The organism is Halomonas sp. BN3-1, assembly GCF_003056325.1.
Classification (GTDB): domain Bacteria; phylum Pseudomonadota; class Gammaproteobacteria; order Pseudomonadales; family Halomonadaceae; genus Halomonas; species Halomonas litopenaei.
This window is the reverse complement of the sequence record NZ_PYVV01000011.1, coordinates 151330-169312: the sequence shown is the minus strand read 5'-3', so window position 1 is coordinate 169312 and position 17983 is coordinate 151330. Positions and strand designations below refer to the sequence as shown.

Annotated in this window: 13 protein-coding genes; 3 read left to right on the top strand and 10 right to left on the bottom strand. The window is 63.9% G+C overall.

The genetic code is table 11. The features are described from left to right. Positions 1–218: 218 nt before the first annotated feature. The 8 genes from C9F12_RS15950 to C9F12_RS15915 form a co-directional block, all read right to left on the bottom strand. Positions 219–1223: a Gfo/Idh/MocA family oxidoreductase gene (locus tag C9F12_RS15950; RefSeq protein WP_045993160.1), complete on the bottom strand. Its 1005-nt coding sequence runs from the start codon at positions 1221–1223 to the stop codon at positions 219–221. A gap of 187 nt (positions 1224–1410) precedes the next feature. Next, positions 1411–3141 carry a hypothetical protein gene (locus tag C9F12_RS15945; RefSeq protein ID WP_108449519.1) on the bottom strand — a complete coding sequence of 577 codons (1731 nt, stop codon included), beginning with the start codon at positions 3139–3141 and terminating at the stop codon, positions 1411–1413. 490 nt (positions 3142–3631) lie between these two features. Next, positions 3632–5134: a CoA-acylating methylmalonate-semialdehyde dehydrogenase gene (locus C9F12_RS15940; protein WP_108449518.1), complete on the bottom strand. Its 1503-nt coding sequence runs from the start codon at positions 5132–5134 to the stop codon at positions 3632–3634. Positions 5135–5198: 64 nt separating this feature from the next. Then, positions 5199–6098, bottom strand: coding sequence for a myo-inosose-2 dehydratase (iolE, locus tag C9F12_RS15935; RefSeq protein WP_045993157.1), 900 nt, complete (start codon positions 6096–6098; stop codon positions 5199–5201). Between the two features lie 77 nt (positions 6099–6175). Continuing rightward, a complete protein-coding gene (gene iolD, locus C9F12_RS15930; protein WP_108449517.1) occupies positions 6176–8038 on the bottom strand; it encodes a 3D-(3,5/4)-trihydroxycyclohexane-1,2-dione acylhydrolase (decyclizing) in 1863 nt (620 codons plus the stop codon). A 110-nt stretch (positions 8039–8148) separates the two neighbouring features. Continuing rightward, complete coding sequence (gene iolC / locus C9F12_RS15925) at positions 8149–10065, bottom strand: 5-dehydro-2-deoxygluconokinase (protein ID WP_108449516.1); 1917 nt, start codon at positions 10063–10065, stop codon at positions 8149–8151. A gap of 260 nt (positions 10066–10325) precedes the next feature. Then, on the bottom strand, positions 10326–11234 hold the full coding sequence (locus C9F12_RS15920; RefSeq protein ID WP_045993154.1) for a sugar phosphate isomerase/epimerase: 909 nt from the start codon (positions 11232–11234) through the stop codon (positions 10326–10328). Between the two features lie 131 nt (positions 11235–11365). Beyond that, the gene (locus tag C9F12_RS15915; protein WP_108449515.1) at positions 11366–12199 is read right to left on the bottom strand and encodes a TIM barrel protein; all 834 of its coding nucleotides are present in this window, start codon (positions 12197–12199) and stop codon (positions 11366–11368) included. Positions 12200–12602: 403 nt separating this feature from the next. Between C9F12_RS15915 and C9F12_RS15910 the strand changes: the two genes are divergently transcribed. Both C9F12_RS15910 and iolB read left to right on the top strand, forming a co-directional pair. Beyond that, positions 12603–13466, top strand: coding sequence for a MurR/RpiR family transcriptional regulator (locus C9F12_RS15910; RefSeq protein WP_045993152.1), 864 nt, complete (start codon positions 12603–12605; stop codon positions 13464–13466). Between the two features lie 85 nt (positions 13467–13551). Further along, positions 13552–14358 (top strand): 5-deoxy-glucuronate isomerase, encoded by an 807-nt coding sequence (gene iolB, locus C9F12_RS15905; RefSeq protein ID WP_045993151.1) that lies wholly within the window; start codon positions 13552–13554, stop codon positions 14356–14358. Between the two features lie 194 nt (positions 14359–14552). On the opposite strand, the gene C9F12_RS15900 is transcribed toward iolB, so the two are convergent. Further along, positions 14553–15494: a sugar phosphate isomerase/epimerase gene (locus C9F12_RS15900; RefSeq protein ID WP_108449514.1), complete on the bottom strand. Its 942-nt coding sequence runs from the start codon at positions 15492–15494 to the stop codon at positions 14553–14555. Between the two features lie 206 nt (positions 15495–15700). On the opposite strand from C9F12_RS15900, the gene C9F12_RS15895 reads away from it, so the two are divergent. Beyond that, positions 15701–16729, top strand: a complete 1029-nt coding sequence (locus C9F12_RS15895; protein WP_045993149.1) for a LacI family DNA-binding transcriptional regulator — start codon at positions 15701–15703, stop codon at positions 16727–16729. Between the two features lie 24 nt (positions 16730–16753). Here the strand turns inward: C9F12_RS15895 and iolG are convergent, their stop codons facing one another. Next, positions 16754–17740, bottom strand: a complete 987-nt coding sequence (gene iolG / locus C9F12_RS15890; RefSeq protein ID WP_108449513.1) for an inositol 2-dehydrogenase — start codon at positions 17738–17740, stop codon at positions 16754–16756. Positions 17741–17983: the final 243 nt, after the last annotated feature.

Genomic DNA, 17983 nt, shown 5'->3' with positions numbered 1-17983 from the left:
GCGGGCGTGGCCAGTGCCTCGTTTTGCTTATGCTCCCGCCAGGCTTCAGGACCTGGCGGAAATGGCCGGCCAACAGCATATTCGACTGGCGTGATTCGTGCCACGGCGCCAAGACACTCGTGGCCCCAAGAAAAAGTCGCGGGCGCCGAGCATAGCGACGCCCGTGGCCAACGATGTCAGCCGCCTGCGCTATCAGGGCTGGCAGCGTGACACCAGTTTCAGCGGTAGAAGGCGGGACGCTCGGCCAGCGCGATCGGCTCGACCTGCTGCGAATGCCGCGCCTTGACGCAGGCGTCACTGGTCACCGCCGCCACATAGCCATCCCAGGCGGTAGGGCCATGACGCTCACCCTTGGCGGTGGCATCGACCCACTCCTGAAACTCCACATCGAAGGCGTCGATAAAGCGGTCCTTCCAGTGGGTGATCACGCCCAGGGAGTCCCGTGCGCTGTGACGCAGCGGCACGCTCGCCGGTTGCGGCAGATCGGCAACGCCGCTCTCCCCCACCAGTTCGCAGCGAATGTCATAGCCGTACTGGCAGTTGAGGAAGCTCTCGATGGTGATGACCATGCCCTTGCGGGTGCGCAGGATGATCAGCGAGGGGTCCTGCAGATCACCCTCCACCAGGCTGGAAACCCGCGGCTGGATGACCTGGGCGCTGACGTAGTCGTCCTCCAGCAGCCAGCGCATCACGTCGAACTCGTGGACGCAGGAATCGATCAGGCCCGCATCGCCGGAGAAGTTGGCCTGGGCATTGCGATGCGCACACTTGGCGATCAGCGGCTGGCCGATGCCACCCTCGTCGAGCAGCGCCTTCAGCTGGCGGTATGCCCAGTCGAAACGGCGCATGAAGCCTACCTGGACCAGCGCACGACCCGAGGCAATCTCGGCCTCGACGATACGCAGGCAGCCCTCGGCGGTGGTGGCCAGGGGTTTTTCGCAGAATACCGGCTTGCCCGCCTCGATGGCGGCCAGCACGAATTCCTCGTGGGTCGGTCCCCAGGAGGTCACCACCACGGCGTCGACCTCGGCGGCGTTGATGACGTCGTGGCCGCTGGCATAGGCCCTGGCCTCGATGCCGACCTCATCGATGGCGGCCTGCGCCTGCTCAAGGCCGACATCACTGGCGGCCACCACCCTCGCACCCTTGAGGGTATGGTTCAGCCGGCGCATATGTTCCTTGCCGATGGCTCCGGTACCGATGATGCCGATAGATAGCGTCATGTCTGGCTCCTTTCTGTTATTGACCACTTGTTGAAATCGCACCTGCTGCCCTCCCATGGGTCGAAAACGTCATATGGGCAGCGTCGAGGCTCGACCAGCGTCGTGGCGCTGGTGCCAGAGCCAGGTGGCATGGCCGCCCGATCGCTCGGGCGGCCATGTCACTTATCCTTGTTGAGGGTTGGGGTCATCACACATGGGGATCGTCTGCGGCAAGCGCCGCCGCCGGGCGACGACGATGAATCCAGATCGAGGCGCACACGAAGTACACCAGCGACAGCGGAATCACCAGCCACTTGAAGGTTTCCACGTAGTCGACGACAGCGGCGTTGTCACCGGTCCAGGACCATAGCGCCACGGCGATGATGGTCACCAGACAGGCAAACGAGATCAGGTACAGCGGATCACGACGATTGACCGCGGGCTGCGCCTGGGGCGACTCGCCGGGCAGTTCCGGCGGATCCACCGGACCATAGGCCTCTTCGTAGTAGTCGATACCGGACTCGGTGTTCGCGCCCATCCGGCGGCACAGCAGCGGGTAGAGCAGAAAGCTCAGGGTCCACACCGGGAGAAACACGACAAACAGATGCACCTGGGGCAGGGCAATGAGCACGACGCCGAGGATCACCCCGATGGCCCAGGTCAGCATGGCCGGACGATTGTCCTCGAGTCCCTGATGTTCGCGCCACAGCGGTCGGATCGACAGGCGCGGCAGCAGGAAATGCTCGGCGGCGATGATCGCGCCGATGGGGGCCATCATCATCACGAAGTAGGACAGGACGTTGAGCAGCGAACCGAAGACGAACGGGAAGCAGGCGACGACCGTGGTGGCAGCCCCCACCACCAGGGCAACGTTGAACGGCTTGTGACGATGGAACACCGCCTGAAACGCCAGCCCGGAGCGATAGAGGCTGGGGATCGAAGTGGTCCAGCCGGCGATCACTACCGCCACCAGCCCCATGGCGCCGAGCAGACGGAAGGCGATGGCGCCCGGATCAAGATCGACCATGGCTTCCTTGAGCAGCATCGCCGAGGTGGCGCCAAGGATGCCCGCACAGACCCAGGCCATGAAGTGGCCGATGTACATGCCAGAGGCTGAAAAGTAGCCGTAGGAGGACTTGCGCGCGAAGCGCAGGATGCTCATGTCGCTCATGCCGAGGTGCATCGGCAGGTTGATGCCCCAGGCCCAGGCGGCGATGACCCACATGTTGATGCCAGGCTCGCCTTCGGGAGTAACGCCGGTCCACACCAGTGCACCGAGCACGTTGCCCAGGCCATCGATGCCTTGCTCGGCGCCCAGGTGGGTGACGATGGGGATCGACAGGATACCGCTGACCAGGAACATGATCGCCATCCAGGGCGCGCATACGGTGGAAAAGTTGGCGATGCGCTTGAAGCCCTTGAGGGTCAGCCAGACGGTAAAGGCGCCGACCAGCAGCGCCAGGATCACGAAGCTGGCACTGGTGGGATAGAGTCCCACCTGGGGCGGAATATCGGTCAGCACCCGGAAGGCCGAGGCCGAGACCGTGATCATGGCGCCGGCGATGACGGCGTAGAAGACACCATTGAGGATGTTGTAGACGGTGGAGATCTTCTTGCCGGCAAGCCGGGCCAGGAACCAGTACACCGTCATGCGGGTGCGGGTAGCCACCGGACTGCAGATCCAGGCCCAGGACAGCACCGCCATGAAATTACCGAGAATCAGGCCCCAGATCAGATCACCGGTGGAAACACCTAAGGTGACCAGCGCTGCGCCGATGACGAATTCGGTGCCGGCCACGTGCTCACCGGAGTAGGCCCCGAGAAAGTACTTGCCGCTCAACTGCCGGCTGGGGGGAATGCGTTGATATTCGAGCTCTTCGCTCTGGGCGTTGTCGTCCGCTGTCGCGGTCGCCTGCGCCCCTGCCGCTTCTGTGCTCATAACGTTGTCCACTTGTTATTGGAGGATCGATGGCCCTTGTGACCGGTTGCAAACGGTCAGGACTCCAACCTCGGCGGTCCATGCTTTTCCACGGCCCGCACCAAATGAAACATACATTCCGAAAGAAAAAACAACAAACCAAACGTTCTATACTTTAGTCGACTCGAACGCCTGATACGACAAAATTGTAAATAACGTAATCCATGACGACACCTTTAACTGAATTGGCGCACACAAACATCATCTATCCGCCTTAACCACTCGCTCCAGTCCCACGCTTCAACACCTGCCGCGATAGCCAAAAAGAAGGCGCCGGATTCGGCGCCTTGGCAAGCGTGAAATGGCGCAACCGGATAGCATCCGCCCCCGGTACGCCGCAGCATCGCCGACGGGACAGGGCACCAACGCCGAAGCGGGACGCTTGATGCATCGCCAAGGCGACACACGCACCGCTACGGCGTCATACGCAGTCACAGGACCACAGCTACAGCTACAGCGTCGGCATGGTGAAGTGACCGCCGCTATCACGTACCTCGCTGGGCCAGCGCTGGGTGATGGTCTTCATGCGGGTGTAGAAGCGCACGCCGTCGGGGCCATGCATATGCAGCGGGCCGAACAGCGAGCGCTTCCAGCCGCCAAAGCTGTGAAAGGCCATGGGCACCGGGATCGGCACGTTGACGCCGACCATGCCGACCTGAATGCGCTCGCAGTACTGGCGAGCGGCGGCGCCGTCACGGGTAAAGATGGCGGTACCATTGCCGTATTCGTGGTCGTTGACCATGGCCAGGGCGTCTTCGAAGCTGTCGACGCGGGCGATCGCCAGCACCGGGCCAAAGATTTCCTCGCGGTGGATGCGCATGCCCGGCGTGACGTGGTCGAACAGCGAACCCCCGACGAAGAAGCCATTGCCGGCGTTGTCGATGGTCGCCTCGCGTCCGTCCACCACCAGCTCGGCGCCCTCGTCGACGCCGGCCTGGATATAGCCGACCACCTTGTCCAGGTGAACGCGGGTGACCAGCGGCCCCATGTCGTGGTCGGGCCCATCCTTGATGCCGGGGCCGACGCTCAGCGTCTGCAGCCGTTCGACCAGCTTGGCACGCAGCCGCTCGGCGGTCTCCTCGCCCACCGGCACCGCCACCGAGATCGCCATGCAGCGCTCGCCGGCGCTGCCGTAGGCCGCTCCCATCAACGCATCCACCGCCTGGTCGAGGTCGGCATCGGGCATCACCACCATGTGGTTCTTGGCGCCGCCCAGCGCCTGAACCCGCTTACCGTGGGCAGACGCCGTGGCGTAGATGTATTCGGCGATGGGCGTCGAGCCGACGAAGCTGACCGCCTGCACCCGCTCATCGGTGAGCAGCACGTCCACGCTCTCCTTGTCGCCGTTGACCACGTTGAACACGCCATCCGGCAGGCCGGCTTGCTTGAGCAGCTCGGCCAGGCGCATCGGCGTGGACGGATCCTTCTCCGATGGCTTCATCACGAAGGTGTTGCCGCAGGCCAGCGCCACCGGGAACATCCACATCGGCACCATGGCCGGGAAGTTGAACGGCGAGATGCCGGCGCACACGCCCAGCGGCTGCATCAGCGAGAAGCTGTCGACACCGGTGCCGACGTTGAGGGAATGTTCGCCCTTCTGCAGGTGCGGTATGCCGCAGGCGAATTCCACCACCTCGAGCCCGCGTGTCAGCTCGCCCTTGGCGTCGGAGAACACCTTGCCGTGCTCGGAGGAAATCAGCCGCGCGATCTCGTCGGCGTGCTCTTCGACCAGCGCTTTGAACTTGAACAGAATGCGTGAACGCTTGAGCGGTGACATCTTGGCCCAGCCGGGGAAGGCCTCGTCGGCGACGTGGATAGCGTCGCGGGTCTCGTCGGCGCTGGACAGTGCTACCTGACGCGTCACCTCGCCGCTGGCCGGGTCGAAGACCTCGGCAGTGCGGCCACTGTGGCTGGCCTGGGGCTGGCCGGCGATAAAGTTGCCCAGAATGGTCATGCGGTGCTCCTGATACAAAGAGTTATCGAACAGATGACTGAAGACATCGGCACGGGGGTCGCTGTCACGAGGCCAGGGCCAGCCCGGCCTCGTCGCAGCAGCGTGCAAGATGGTCATAGCCCTTGCGGGCATAGGTCAGTGGATGGGCCACGGCGGGATCCTGCTCGGCCTCCACCACCACCCAGCCCTGGTAGTCGTGCGCGACCAGCCCCTGGAACAACCGGCCATAGTCGATGAAGCCATCACCGGGCACGGTGAACATGCCGTCCAGTACCCCTTCCAGGAAGCTCCGGTTACGGTTGCGCACATCGGCCAGCACCTCGGCACGGATATCCTTGCAGTGCACATGGTTGACGCGTGCAGCGTGGCGCTCGAGCACGCCGAAGGGGTCGCCACCGGCGGCCACCAGATGGCCGGTGTCCAGCAGCAGGCCCAGCGCCGGTCCGGTGGCCGCCATCAGCCGGTCGATGTCGGCCTCGGATTCCACCAGCGTTCCCAGATGGTGGTGATAGGCGATCTGCACGCCCTCGCGCTGGCAGTGTTCGGCCACCTGGTCAAGGCGCTCGGTAAACAGCGTCCATTCCTCGTCGCTCATGGTGGGGCGATGGCTCAGCGGTACCCCCATCTGTCCATGCACGCAGCGCGAGACCTCGCAGAACACCATGACCCTGGCGCCGAGCGCCTTGAGCAGTTCCAGATGGGGCGTCAGCGCTGCGATTTCTTCCTCGGCGCTGCGGGTCAAAAGCTCGGCGCTGTACCAGCCTGACACCAGCGACAGTTGGTGACGCTCGAGGATCGGCCCCAGGGTGGCGGCGTCGCGGGGGAACTTGTGGCCCAGCTCGAAGCCGTCGAAACCGGCCTCTCGTCCCTCGGCGAGGCAGGTCTCCAGCGGGGTGTCTCCGCCCAGCGAGGGCAGGTCATCATTGGTCCAGGTCAGGGGGTTGATGCCCAGTCTTATGCTCATGGCGTCCTCCGGCGTTCGATGCTCCAGGCGCCGGCGCGCCTGGAATATTTGGTTGTTATGGCAGAGCGGATTCGGGCCTAGAGGTTTCTGGCCTGACGCGCCTTGTGGGACTGATAGCGCTCGCGGGCCTCCACTACCTCTGGGCGCGGCGATACTTCAGGCACCGCCACGTCCCACCAGGCACCACCTTCCTTGGTGTCGTTGAGACCATCGGTGTCGATGGCGATCACATAGCTGATATCGGACGCCTTGGCGCGCTCGAGGGCCTGCTCAAGCTCGGCGATATTGGCAACCTTCTCGCTATTGGCGCCCAGGGCGGCGGCGTGGGCGGCGAAGTCGGTCTTGGGTGCGCCGCCCTCGACGCTCAGGCAGTCCTCCAGCCGGTTGTTGAAGCCGGGGCCGCCGCAGGATTGCTGAAGTCGATGGATGCAGCCATAGCCGCGATTGTCGAGCACCACCGCGATGATCTTGTGCCCCAGCATTACCGAGGTGGCGATCTCCGAGTTCATCATCAGGTAGGAGCCGTCACCGACCATCACGAACACCTCTGAATCGGGCAGCGCCATCTTGGTGCCGAGGCCTCCGGCAAGTTCGTAGCCCATGCAGGAGTAGCCGTATTCCATGTGGTAGCCGCGATCGAAGCGAGTACGCCACAGTTTCTGCAGCTCGCCCGGCAGGCCCCCCGCGGCACACACCACGATGTCGCGTTCGCCGGCAGCGCGGTTGACCGCCCCCACCACCTCGGCGTCACAGGGCAGCCCGGTGCCGCGATCCTGGGTCACCCGTTCCACGGTGGCATTCCAGTCGTCGCGCAGCGCGGCCGCCCGCTCGCTCCAGGACGAGGCCGGCCGCCACGGGGCGGTGCCCTGCTCGAGCCCGTCCTTCAGGCTGACAAGGCTCAGGCGGGCATCGCCCACCAGCGGCTGGGCGTAGTGCTTGACCGCATCGAAGGAGGCCACGTTGAGACACAGTATCTTCGCCTCGGGGTTGATCAGCGCCCGGGAGCCAGAGGCGAAATCGCCAAGCCGGGTGCCCACGGCGATGATCAGATCCGCTTCCTGGGCCAAGCTGTTGGCGGCGGCTGAACCGGTCACACCCAGGGTGCCGACGTTGCTGGCATGGTCCCAGGGCAGCGCGCCCTTGCCCGCCTGGGTCTCGGTCACTGGCACCTGGTAGCGGCTGACGAAGGCGTCGAGCTCAGCCAGCGCCTCGGCGTAGTGGACGCCGCCACCGGCCACCAGCAGCGGTCGCTCGGCCGAGCGGATCAAGGCGATGGCATCGTCGAGCTCGCGCGGGTCGGCGGCCTGACGGCGCAGGTGGTGTACCTTCTCGGCAAAGAAATGCTCGGGATAGTCGTAGGCCTCGGTCTGGATGTCCTGGGGCAGCGCCAGGGTCACCGGACCACACTCCACCGGGTCAGTCAGCACCCGCATCGCCTGGGGCAGCGACGTCAGCAGTTGCTCCGGCCGGGTGATGCGATCGAAGAAGCGACTCACCGGCTTGAAGCAGTCGTTGGAGGTCAGGGTGTGGTCGTGGAAGTTCTCGACCTGCTGCAGCACCGGATCGGGCTTGCGCGTGGCGAAGGTGTCGCCCGGCAGCAGCAGTAGCGGCAGTCGATTGACGTGGGCCACCGCCGCCGCGGTTACCATGTTCACCGAACCAGGACCGGCGGAGGCGGTACAGGCCATCACCTGGCGACGATTGAGCGTCTTGGTGAAGGCAATGGCGGCGTGGCACATGGCCTGCTCGTTGTGGGCGCGGTAGGTCGGCAGCGTCTCACGGGCCTGATACAGCGCCTCGCCGAGACCGGCCACGTTGCCGTGGCCGAAGATCGCCCAGACGCCGGGAAACAGCGGCTTGATCTGGCCGTCGACGTTCACCTTCTGGGCCTGCATGTAGCGGATCACCGCCTGGGACATGGTCAGTCGAATCGTGGACATGGCAATGCTCTCGGAGATGGCTGCCGGGTCCTGAGGGGACCCGGATTATCGTTATCTTGGTCATGGTCTGGGAGCGCTACCACGCTCACCCCCATTTCGCTCATTCTCGTTCAGACGCTCTGGCGTTCTTTCCAGCAGTCCACCAGTTCGCGGTAATTGGCGACGACATCGTCGATCAGCGCCTGGTCGTCGGCCTCGCCGGCGAGCCAGCGACGGCTGGGCTCGGCAAAGATCGAGCGCCCCACCGCGAAGCCCTTGCACACGTCGAACCCGGCGCTGTCCATGAAGCCCTTCTTGAGCGTCTCGAGGGGCGCATCGAGCCCCAGCATCACCACGCCGCGACAGTGAGGGGCGCGTCGCGCCAGCAGCACGCTGATGCGCTCCCAGGCCGCGGGGGTCTGCGGCGGCAGCTTCCACCAGTCGGGATAGACGCCGAGGTTGTAAAAGCGCTGCATGGCGTTGAGAAAGGTATCGTCATCGCTTTGCTGATCCTTGGGCGGAATGATCTCGAGCAGCAGCTCATGCCCGGTCCTGAGGCAGGCGTCATACAGCTCCACCACCTGGCGCTCCTGGGTGCGGCGCAGGTCGAGCTGGTCCTCCGGGTGGTAGAACACCAGGCACTTGACGATGTGCTCGCGTGGCCAGGCGGCCAGTCGGGCACCGATATTGCGCCCGCCTTCCAGCTCGATGGGGCGCGAGCTCGGCAACTCCACCGGGCGGCCAATCCACCAGCCGCGCCCGGTCACGTCATTGAGTGCATCCTGACCGTAGGTGTCGTCGATCAGCACGCCCATCTGGCTGTCACCGATATGTCCGGCGCCCTGCTCCGCCGCCTGCACCAGCAGCCGTTTCAACGTCTTGATCCTTCCGGGGTCGGCGCCGACCTCCCGGGCCATGTCGTAGAATTGCTTGCGATGGTCGAAGGCCAGCACGCACAGATCCGACCACTGCGTCGGGCTACGCTGGGTGGTGACCCGGTGCAGGTGGTTGAGCCGCGTGTCCAGGTCGGGACGCGGGATATCCTCGGCGCGACTCAGGTAGTCGTCGAGTTCCTCGCTGCTGGGAATCGCCGGGGCACAGCCGTGGCGGGAGACCACCAGGGCCCCGCAGGCGTTGGCGTAGGCACAGCTTTGCTCATGACTTTCACCGTTGAGCCAGCCGCGCAGAAAACCGCTGAGGAAGGCGTCACCGGCACCCAGCACATTGAGCACCTCGACACGCACCCCGGTGAATACCTCGAACTCGGACTCGCTGTCGGGAATCTCACCGTCGAGCACGGTGCAGCCCTGCGCGCCCAGCTTGAGCACGATGGTGGCATCGCTCAGCTCGCGAATACGCTTGAGCGCGGTGATGGTGTCGGTGCTGCCACCGGCGATGTGGACCTCTTCCTCGGTGCCGACCACCAGGTCCAGGTCCGGCAGAATGGTCTGCAGGTGGGCGCTGACACCATCATCGGAGATAAAGCGGGTCTCGCCGTCACCCAGCGAGGTCAGGCCCCACAGCACCGGACGATAGTCGATATCGAGAATCACCTTGGTGCCGGCCGCCTTGGCGTATTCGATGGCGGTCTTGCTGGCCTGATAGGTGCCGTCGGTGGAGAAATGGGTACCGGTGATCAACAGCGCCCGACTGGAGGCGATGAACTCGGGATCCATGTCATCGGCACTGATCGCCATGTCGGCACAATTGTCGCGATAGAAGATCAGCGGAAAGGTGTCCTGATCCTTGATGCCCAGGATCACCAGACCGGTGAGTCGTTCCTGGTCGGTGATGACCTGACTGACGTCCACGCCCACCCGAGCCAGTTCCTCGCGTACGAAGCGCCCCATGTGCTCGTCGCCGACCCGCGTCAGCATGGCAGACTTCAGCCCCATGCGAGCGGTACCGTAGGCGATATTGGCCGACGAGCCGCCGAGGTACTTGTTGAAGGACGACATGTCCTCGAGCCGGCTGCCGATCTGTTCGCCGTAGAAATCCACGGCCGCTCGGCCCAGGCAGATTAGGTCCAGCGTCTTGTTGGTGGTCATGGCGTCACCCTGGTGTGGTCACGATAAGCCGTGCTCTGCCCATGACGGGCGTCCCGACGACTTTGGATTGTTCGTTCTATTTGAATCCATGATAGAACTGATATTCCACTCGTTCAATCTCTGGAACAGCCGATTCAGTTCATCTTTGGTCGTAGCAGTGTCCGAGAAGCACGAGAGCCTGCCGTCACGCTCCCGGGCGGCAAGTCGCCCCGCCCGGTGGCGCCGGACAGGGCGTGGAGGTAGCGCGGCCAGGACGAGCCTCAGCGTGGGTTGAAGTAGGTATCGACGTAGCGCTGGATTTCCTGGCGCATAAAGCGCGAGGAGTCTTCGGCGCGCTCTTCCCAGGCGAACACACAGGCGGTCATGATGCCGTCGAAGCCGACCTCGGCCAGCGTCTTGAAGAACAGATCCCAGTCGATCTCGCCCTGGCCGATATCCAGATGCTGGTGGATGCGGGCGGTGGAGCCCGGCGGATTGATGATGTAGCGCAGCCCCGACGATCCCTTGTGATTGAAGGTATCCGCCACGTGGACGTGGGCCAGCACCGGGGCACTGTCACGGATCATCTGCGCCATGTCATCGCCAAAGTGGAAGGTATGGGGTGCGCAATAGAGAAACTTCACGTTGTCCGAGTCGATGGTACGAATCATGTCCACCGCCGGGTGCAGCGTCTCGACAAAGTCATCCGGGTGTGGCTCGACGTTGAGCTGGATGCCTTCGCGCTCGAAGATCGGTACCAGCTCCTCCATCGAGCGCCACCAGGCGGCCTCGCTGGATTCGGTGGTGGCGCCGCCATGGCAGCAGGCTGAGCAACTGCCACGCTCGGGGTGCGGGCCACGACCGAACTCGGAGTTCATGGTGTCCACCCCCATTTCCACCGCCACCTCGATGGCCTTCTTCCAGTACTTCACCGCCGCCTGGCGCTCGTCCTCGTGGGGACTGGCCCAGCGGAACATCGGCAGCAGCGAGGCGATCTCGACCTCGCTGTCCTTGAGCGCCTGCTTGAAGGAGCGCAGGCGGGACGGAAACACCCGGGGGTGGACGAACCAGTCGAAGAAGTCATCCCGGGGCGACAGCTCGAGATAGTCGTATCCCAGGTCCTTGGCCAGGCGCGGCAGCTTTTCCAGGGGCACGTGGCGATGCATGAAGGGGTCGAGGGCGATTTTCATGGAAGTCTCCTTATCATTGTTCACGCTCAGGTTCAGGACGTTGTCACTGAACCAGGTGGGTGGCGTTCAGCCCGACGCTGGAGGATCGCAGCGTGGTCAACCTAGATGGATGTAGCGGTCACGACGGCGATTCAGGCCACTCCATCGCGGATGACGTCAATGCTGCGCGCGAGGGCATCCGCCGGATCCTGCAGCGCGTGTACCGACTCGGCGAAGGGCTCGAAGGACAGGTAACCGCGATAACCATCGGCGAGCAGGCGACGCACCTGTTCGACGTTGTCGAGGCGATCGCCCTCACCCACCAGCACCCGGTCGCCGTCGAGCATGGCGTCGAAGGTCAGCGTCGGATCCTCGACGCCGGACAGGTGAACCAGGCCGGTGCGAGCGGCGAACAGTGCCGCTTCACCGGCCCCTCGATGGTGAAAGGTGTCGTGCACCAGCGAAAAGCGCGCCGACTCCGATGGCCCCAGGATGGCGACGGCCTCGTCGAAGGCGATCACAGCGTCAGCCTTGAGTCGCAACGACGAGTCAGGAAAGCCCAGTGGCTCGACGAACCCCACGAGCCCGTGACGATCCAGGATTGGCCCCAGCTCCACCAGCGCCTTGACCACATCGGTGGCTGTTGGTGCCTCGTCGGGCGCGGCGACCAGCGGACACAGCACCAGACCCCGGGCGCCCGCCGCCGCTGCCCGTTCGGCCAGGTGCTCGGCCTGAACGGCGCGCTCCTTGTCCCACACATTGAACGGATACAGCGCATTGACGCTGAGCACGCTCAGACCCAGCTCCCGGGCCAGCTCTCCGGCGGCAACGGCCTGCTCGAGCGTCGCCAGGCTGTTGTCGCCGACATCGTTGCGCAGCTCCACCGCGTCGATGCCTAGCTCGGCGGCCAGGCGCATCAGCTGCTCGATGGAGTAGCGAGGACAGACCATATGGTTAAGGGCAAAGTGCAGTGATCGAGATGGCATGGGGCGCTCCCTGAGCCGAGAAGAAGGTGCCGGAAACGTCACATCAGAACTGCTTGCAACCGGTTAGGTCGCACTTTAGAACAAAAATTCCCAAGGTTAAATAGAGGGAATGTTTCCTCCTTAGATGCCTTGGCATTCAGCTGATTGTGGCTTTTTCCCGCTAATCAATCATCTGGGCTCGGCTTCTAGCCCACGAAGACCGACGGCGTGGCCGCAACTTGTCGACCAAAGTACAAGGCGACCCCCCTCCTCCAGGGGAACAATGATAGCCTTGGCACTGAATGAAACGTTCCATTCGAACGTTCTATACTAAAGCATAAATGGAATTTTTATTCCCAATTGACTAGGGTGATCCCAGACGACGGCCAACGCTGGGCAACACCCTGCAACCGAGTGAACCGCCATGGCAGAGCTACCTCAGGATTTCAGCGCGCTGGAAGCGCAGATCACCGAGCAGTACCCCGACCTCAGCCGTCGCCTGCAGCAGACGGCGCGTTTTCTGCTCGATCACCCGCAGGAAGTAGCCTTTTCCACCGTGGCGAGGCTGGCCGAGCAGGCGGGCGTCACGCCGTCCACGCTGATTCGCTTTGCCAACAGCCTTGGGTTCAAGGGCTTCTCGGACATGCAGAAGCTGTTTCGCTCACGCCTGGTGGATGAGTTGCCCAACTACTCAGAGCGCATCCACGCGGTGCGCTCCGCCACCGGCGAGACCCCCAGCGGCTCTCAACTGCTGTGGGAATTTGCCGACGCCAACCGGGAAATGCTCGAGCAACTCCCCGGGCGTACCGACCCGCGCCAGCTGGAGAGCGCGCTGGACCTTCTGGAAGGCGCCGAGGCGGTGCACCTGATGGGCATGCGCCGCACCTTCCCGGTGGCAAGCTACCTGCAGTACGCACTCAACCACGTCGACAAACGCTGCTTCTTGATCAATGCCCTGGGCGGTATGCATCAGGAACAGGCACGGGCCATCGGTCCCCGCGACGCCCTGCTGGCGGTGAGCTTCTCGCCCTACGCATCGGAAACCCGCGAAGTAGCCGAACAGACCCGTGATAAAGGCGTGCCGGTGGTTGCCATCACCGATTCCACCCTGAGCCCGCTGGCCCGCGTCGCCGACGTGACCCTGGTGGTACAGGAAGCGGAAGTGAAGAGCTTTCGTGGCCTCACCGCCACCCTGTGCCTGGCCCAGAGCATGGCCATCGCCCTGGGCGTGCGCCAGGACAGCGCCGCCGACAAGGGCTCGTCTCCCGAGGCCCCCGCCTCGGGCTAGCCGCCAGCTCGCCCCTCGACACTCTGGCCCGCCCACGCCCCGCGCCCTGCGCGACCGGGCAGGCCACCAACAGGAGATCCTGTCCATGACATCGCTTCTTGTACGCCCCCAGAGCCCCGACGCCGACGGCAAGGTGCTGGAAGTCACCCCGCAATCCGCTGGCTGGGACCACGTCGGCTTTCGTGTCCACCGGCTGCAAAAGGGCCAGCGTCTGAGCGGCGAGACCGGCTCACGCGAACACTGCCTGGTGCTGTTGAGCGGACGTGCCACCGTCGCCGGCGCCGGCGAACGCTGGGAGGACATCGGCGAGCGCATGGACATCTTCGACAAGGTGCCACCCTACTCGGTCTACCTGCCCGATGGAGCGGACTTCGAGGTCGAGGCACTGACCGATCTCGAGATCGCGGTGTGCAGCGCACCGGGCCACGGCAACCACAAGGCCAGGCTGATCGCGCCACAGCAGGTCAAGTGCTCCACCCGCGGCGGCGGCACCAACACTCGGCATATCCACGACATCCTGCCGGAGACCGAACCCGCCGACGGCCTGCTGGTGGTCGAGGTCTACACACCGCCAGGCAACTGGTCGAGCTATCCGCCCCACAAGCACGACGTCGACAATCTGCCCGAGGAGTCGATCCTCGAGGAAACCTACTACCACCGGCTGAATCCGAGCCAGGGCTTCGCCTTTCAGCGGGTCTACACCGATGACCGCTCGCTGGACGAGACCATGGCGGTAGACAATGGCTGCTGCGTGATGGTGCCTCGGGGCTACCACCCGGTGGGTGCACCTCACGGCTACGAGCTTTACTACCTCAACGTGATGGCCGGTCCCAAGCGCGAATGGAAGTTCAAGAACGACCCTGAACACGAGTGGATCGTGCAGCAACAGTAACCGTACAAACTCCGCCGATTCCGGCAGCCCAGGTAAGGGCTGGCGTCATCGGCGGACCAAGGAACGTCTCTCTCTTTGCCCCGCCACCGGCGGGGCTTTTTTATGGTGCATTGCTTCCCTTTTCCGCCAGCCGCAGGCATGTCAGCCGCGGACAGGCCATCTTGGCAGCAGCCTTGACCAGCCTATTCATATCGCTAACGACTGATGGTCTGCTTCAGCGCGTCGATCGACGACTGGATACCGGCCTCGGTGGACATGGTGAAGTCCTCCATCTCGAGGCTGACCCAGTCGTTGTAGCCCTGCATCCGCACCACCGAGAAGAACTCCTTCCACCACTGAAGATCATGTCCCGCCCCCACCGCCACATAGTTCCAGGCGCGATTGGCGACGTCGGTGACCTCGGCGAGCTCGAGCAGACCGTTGACATCGGCCAGCCCCCGCTCGATGCGGGTATCCTTGCCGTGGCAGTGGTGGATGGCATCGCCCAGTGCCCTGGCCGCGGCGATCGGGCAGGCGCCCTTCCAGAACAGATGCGAAGGGTCCAGGTTCATGCCGACCTTGGGCCCGACCTCGTCACGCAGACGAAACAGGGTCTGGGGGTTCCACACCAGCATCGCCGAAAAATTTTCCAGCGCGAATCGCTCGACACCGACCTCATCGGCCAGCCTCACCAGGCCGTGCCAGTAGGGAAAGGCGCAGTCTTCCCACTGGTACCGATCGCGCTCGGGCATCTCATCGGGCCAGCTCTTGGTGTAGACGAGCCAATTGGGCACGCTGTCCCCCGGCGCCGCCGCCGGCAGGCCCGACATGGTGACGATGCGCTTGACCCCGATCTCACCGGCAAGCCGGATGGTCTTTTCGATCTCGCCTCGGTGGCGCTCGCCGAGTTCCCCCGGGTCGAGCGGATTGCCGGAACAGTTCAGGGTGGCGATCTTCAGTCCCCGGGCGTCGATCTCCTTCAGGCGTGAGGCCAGCAGGCTTCTATCGGCGAGCAGTTCGTCGGCACGAAAATGCGGCGCCGGCGACCAGCCACCACCGGTCATCTCGATACCTTCCACCCCGAGCGCCACGCACTTGTCGAGCATCTCGGTAAAGCTGAGGTCCGCCATCACATCGGTACAGATGGAGAGCTTCATGGCATTGTCCTTGTCATATGGCTGTGTGGTTTCGCCGTTGCTCGGGTGGCCGCATAGGCGGCGGCGCGGGTACAAAGGGCTCTTCCGGCGACGGCTTATGTAAAAATCGCAATAGGGTCAACACCGTTACCCGACCCGATGCAACCGGTTGCAAACAGGCCAGCACGAGCCTAGTATGGAATGAAAAATTCCGTCAAGGAGCATCGATGAATATTCGTTCCGATCGCGACCAAGGTCGCAAGGTGACCTCCGCCCAGGTGGCCGAACGGGCCGGTGTCTCCAAGTGGACGGTGTCGCGGGCCTTCACTCCCGGCGCCTCGATCTCAGAGAATGCCCGACAGCGCGTGATGGAGGCCGCCGAAGCCCTGGGCTATCGCCCCAACCTGCTGGCACGAAGCCTGACCACAAGACGCACTCAACTGATCGGCGTCGTCGTCGATCAATTCGCCAACCCGCATACCCAGGCGATGCTGAATGCCGCCACCCTGGCGCTGCAACAGCGGGGCCAGCTGTCGATACTCTTGAATATTTCACCACCGGTGCGCTCCGGCGAGCTGCTCGATATCGCCGAACGCTTCCAGGTCGACGGGCTGTTGTTTCTCGGCACGGTGCTGAGCGAGGACATCGTGCGCTTTGCTACCGAGCGCCAGCACGTGCCACTGGTGCAGCTGTTTCGTACCACCGAGGTGGACGGGGTGCAGATCGTGGCAATTCAGGAGCATGCGGCTGGCGCCGAAATCGCCCGGCTGCTGCTCGGCGAAGGTCATCGACGGCTGGGCTATCTGGCCGGCCCCGACAGCGGCAGATCACGACTGCCCCGTCTCGACGGCTATCGCCAGACGCTTGAGGATCACGGCCTGACCCTGGCAGCCACGCTGGCTGCCACGGATTATCGCCACGCTCTGGGGTATCAGGCGATGCACGACTACCTGCAAAGGACACCGGCGGCACAGCGCCTGGATGCGCTGTTCTGCGAAAACGACATCCTTGCCATCGGCGCCCTCGATGCCCTGCACCAGGCCGGCCTCGACGGACAGCTGGCGATCGTCGGCTTCGACGATATCGAGCTGGCCGCCTCACCGCGCTACCGTCTGACCAGCTACCAGCCGAACCTCGATGCTGTGGTGGACAGCGCCATCACACACCTGCTCGATCGACGTATCCCTGGTGACCCAACGCTGCTCCCAGGCCGGCTGGTGGTGCGTGACTCTCATCGCTTTGCTGGAAAAGATTGAGTCACAAGCCCAGAGCCCCGGGGCTCACACCTCCTCGACGTAGACCGTGCGCCACTCGCGACGTGAGATATCCGCCGCCTCGGCCAACCGCAACGCTTCGACACCGTCCGTGATGCCGGCGCGGGGCGCGCGGCCTTCCCGCCAGCTCTGGTAGAAGTCGTCGAGCTCTCGGCGATAGGCCTCGGCGTAGCGCTCGAGAAAGAACCAGCGCGGCGCTTCCTCCAGTTGGCCCTGCTTGCCGACGAACTTGAGTCGGGTGTCGCACTCGTTCTGGGCCTGCAACATGCCGTCACTGCCGAAGGCCTCGATGCGCTGGTCGTAGCCGTATACCGCACGCCGAGAATTGCTGATGGTGCACAAGCGCCCCGAGGCCGTCTTCATGACCACCACCGCGCTGTCCACGTCGCCGGCCTCGCCGATGGCCGGGTCCACCAGACAACTGCCGCTGGCGTGGACGCTGACGATGGGCTCGTCGAGCAGCCAGCGGGCCATATCAAAGTCGTGGATCATCATATCGCGGAACAGCCCACCTGACCCCTTGACGTACTCAAGGGGCGGCGGCTCGGGGTCGCGGCTGGTGATCGCCAGCGTCTCCAGCTTGCCGATGCGGCCCTGCCCCAATTGATCCTTGAGCGCCGAGAACTGCGGATCATGGCGGCGATTGAAGGCCAAGGCGCAGAGGCTTTGCGCCACGCGCTCGGCAGTCGCCCGTGACGCCGCCAGATCCAGGGCGATGGGCTTCTCGCACAGCATTGCCTTGCCTGCCGATGCGGCGCGCTCCAGGTAGTCGATATGGGTCGCCGTGCTGGAAGCGATCAGCACGGCGTCGATCTCGGGGTCCTCGAACACGTCATCGATGTCCCGAGCCCGGGAGCCAAAGTCCCGCGCCAGGGTCTCGGCGGCCTCGGGATAGGCATCCACTACCGCCGCCAACGTGACCTCGGGGTGGGCGGCGACGGACAGCGCATGCACCCTGCCGATCCTTCCTGCTCCGATCAATGCCAGTTTCATCGTCTGCTCCTTGTATCCATGTGCATTGCCGCTAAGGGGTATGTCTTGGTGGCTTTCAGGCGCTCGCCATTACCACGATCAATCGTCGATCGACAGCGAGACCCCAAGCCTGACGCCCAGCCTACGCAAAAAGGAACAAACATTCCGCATAGACCAAAGTATAGAATTTTTGAATTGTTAATTTCTCTCTTGGAATCTACATTTCATAACACGACGAATCGAAACAGCTGTCCGCGAGTTCGA

Bases quoted from the DNA above. Each gene is read 5' to 3' on its own strand.
- iolB (WP_045993151.1), top strand. From the start codon at position 13,552: ATGACATCGCTTCTTGTACGCCCCCAGAGCCCCGACGCCGACGGCAAG.
- iolE (WP_045993157.1), bottom strand. From the start codon at position 6,098: ATGAGCATAAGACTGGGCATCAACCCCCTGACCTGGACCAATGATGAC.
- C9F12_RS15910 (WP_045993152.1), top strand. From the start codon at position 12,603: ATGGCAGAGCTACCTCAGGATTTCAGCGCGCTGGAAGCGCAGATCACC.
- iolC (WP_108449516.1), bottom strand. From the start codon at position 10,065: ATGACCACCAACAAGACGCTGGACCTAATCTGCCTGGGCCGAGCGGCC.
- C9F12_RS15915 (WP_108449515.1), bottom strand. From the start codon at position 12,199: ATGCCATCTCGATCACTGCACTTTGCCCTTAACCATATGGTCTGTCCT.
- C9F12_RS15895 (WP_045993149.1), top strand. From the start codon at position 15,701: ATGAATATTCGTTCCGATCGCGACCAAGGTCGCAAGGTGACCTCCGCC.
- C9F12_RS15945 (WP_108449519.1), bottom strand. From the start codon at position 3,141: ATGAGCACAGAAGCGGCAGGGGCGCAGGCGACCGCGACAGCGGACGAC.
- C9F12_RS15920 (WP_045993154.1), bottom strand. From the start codon at position 11,234: ATGAAAATCGCCCTCGACCCCTTCATGCATCGCCACGTGCCCCTGGAA.
- C9F12_RS15900 (WP_108449514.1), bottom strand. From the start codon at position 15,494: ATGAAGCTCTCCATCTGTACCGATGTGATGGCGGACCTCAGCTTTACC.
- C9F12_RS15940 (WP_108449518.1), bottom strand. From the start codon at position 5,134: ATGACCATTCTGGGCAACTTTATCGCCGGCCAGCCCCAGGCCAGCCAC.
- iolG (WP_108449513.1), bottom strand. From the start codon at position 17,740: ATGAAACTGGCATTGATCGGAGCAGGAAGGATCGGCAGGGTGCATGCG.
- C9F12_RS15950 (WP_045993160.1), bottom strand. From the start codon at position 1,223: ATGACGCTATCTATCGGCATCATCGGTACCGGAGCCATCGGCAAGGAA.
- iolD (WP_108449517.1), bottom strand. From the start codon at position 8,038: ATGTCCACGATTCGACTGACCATGTCCCAGGCGGTGATCCGCTACATG.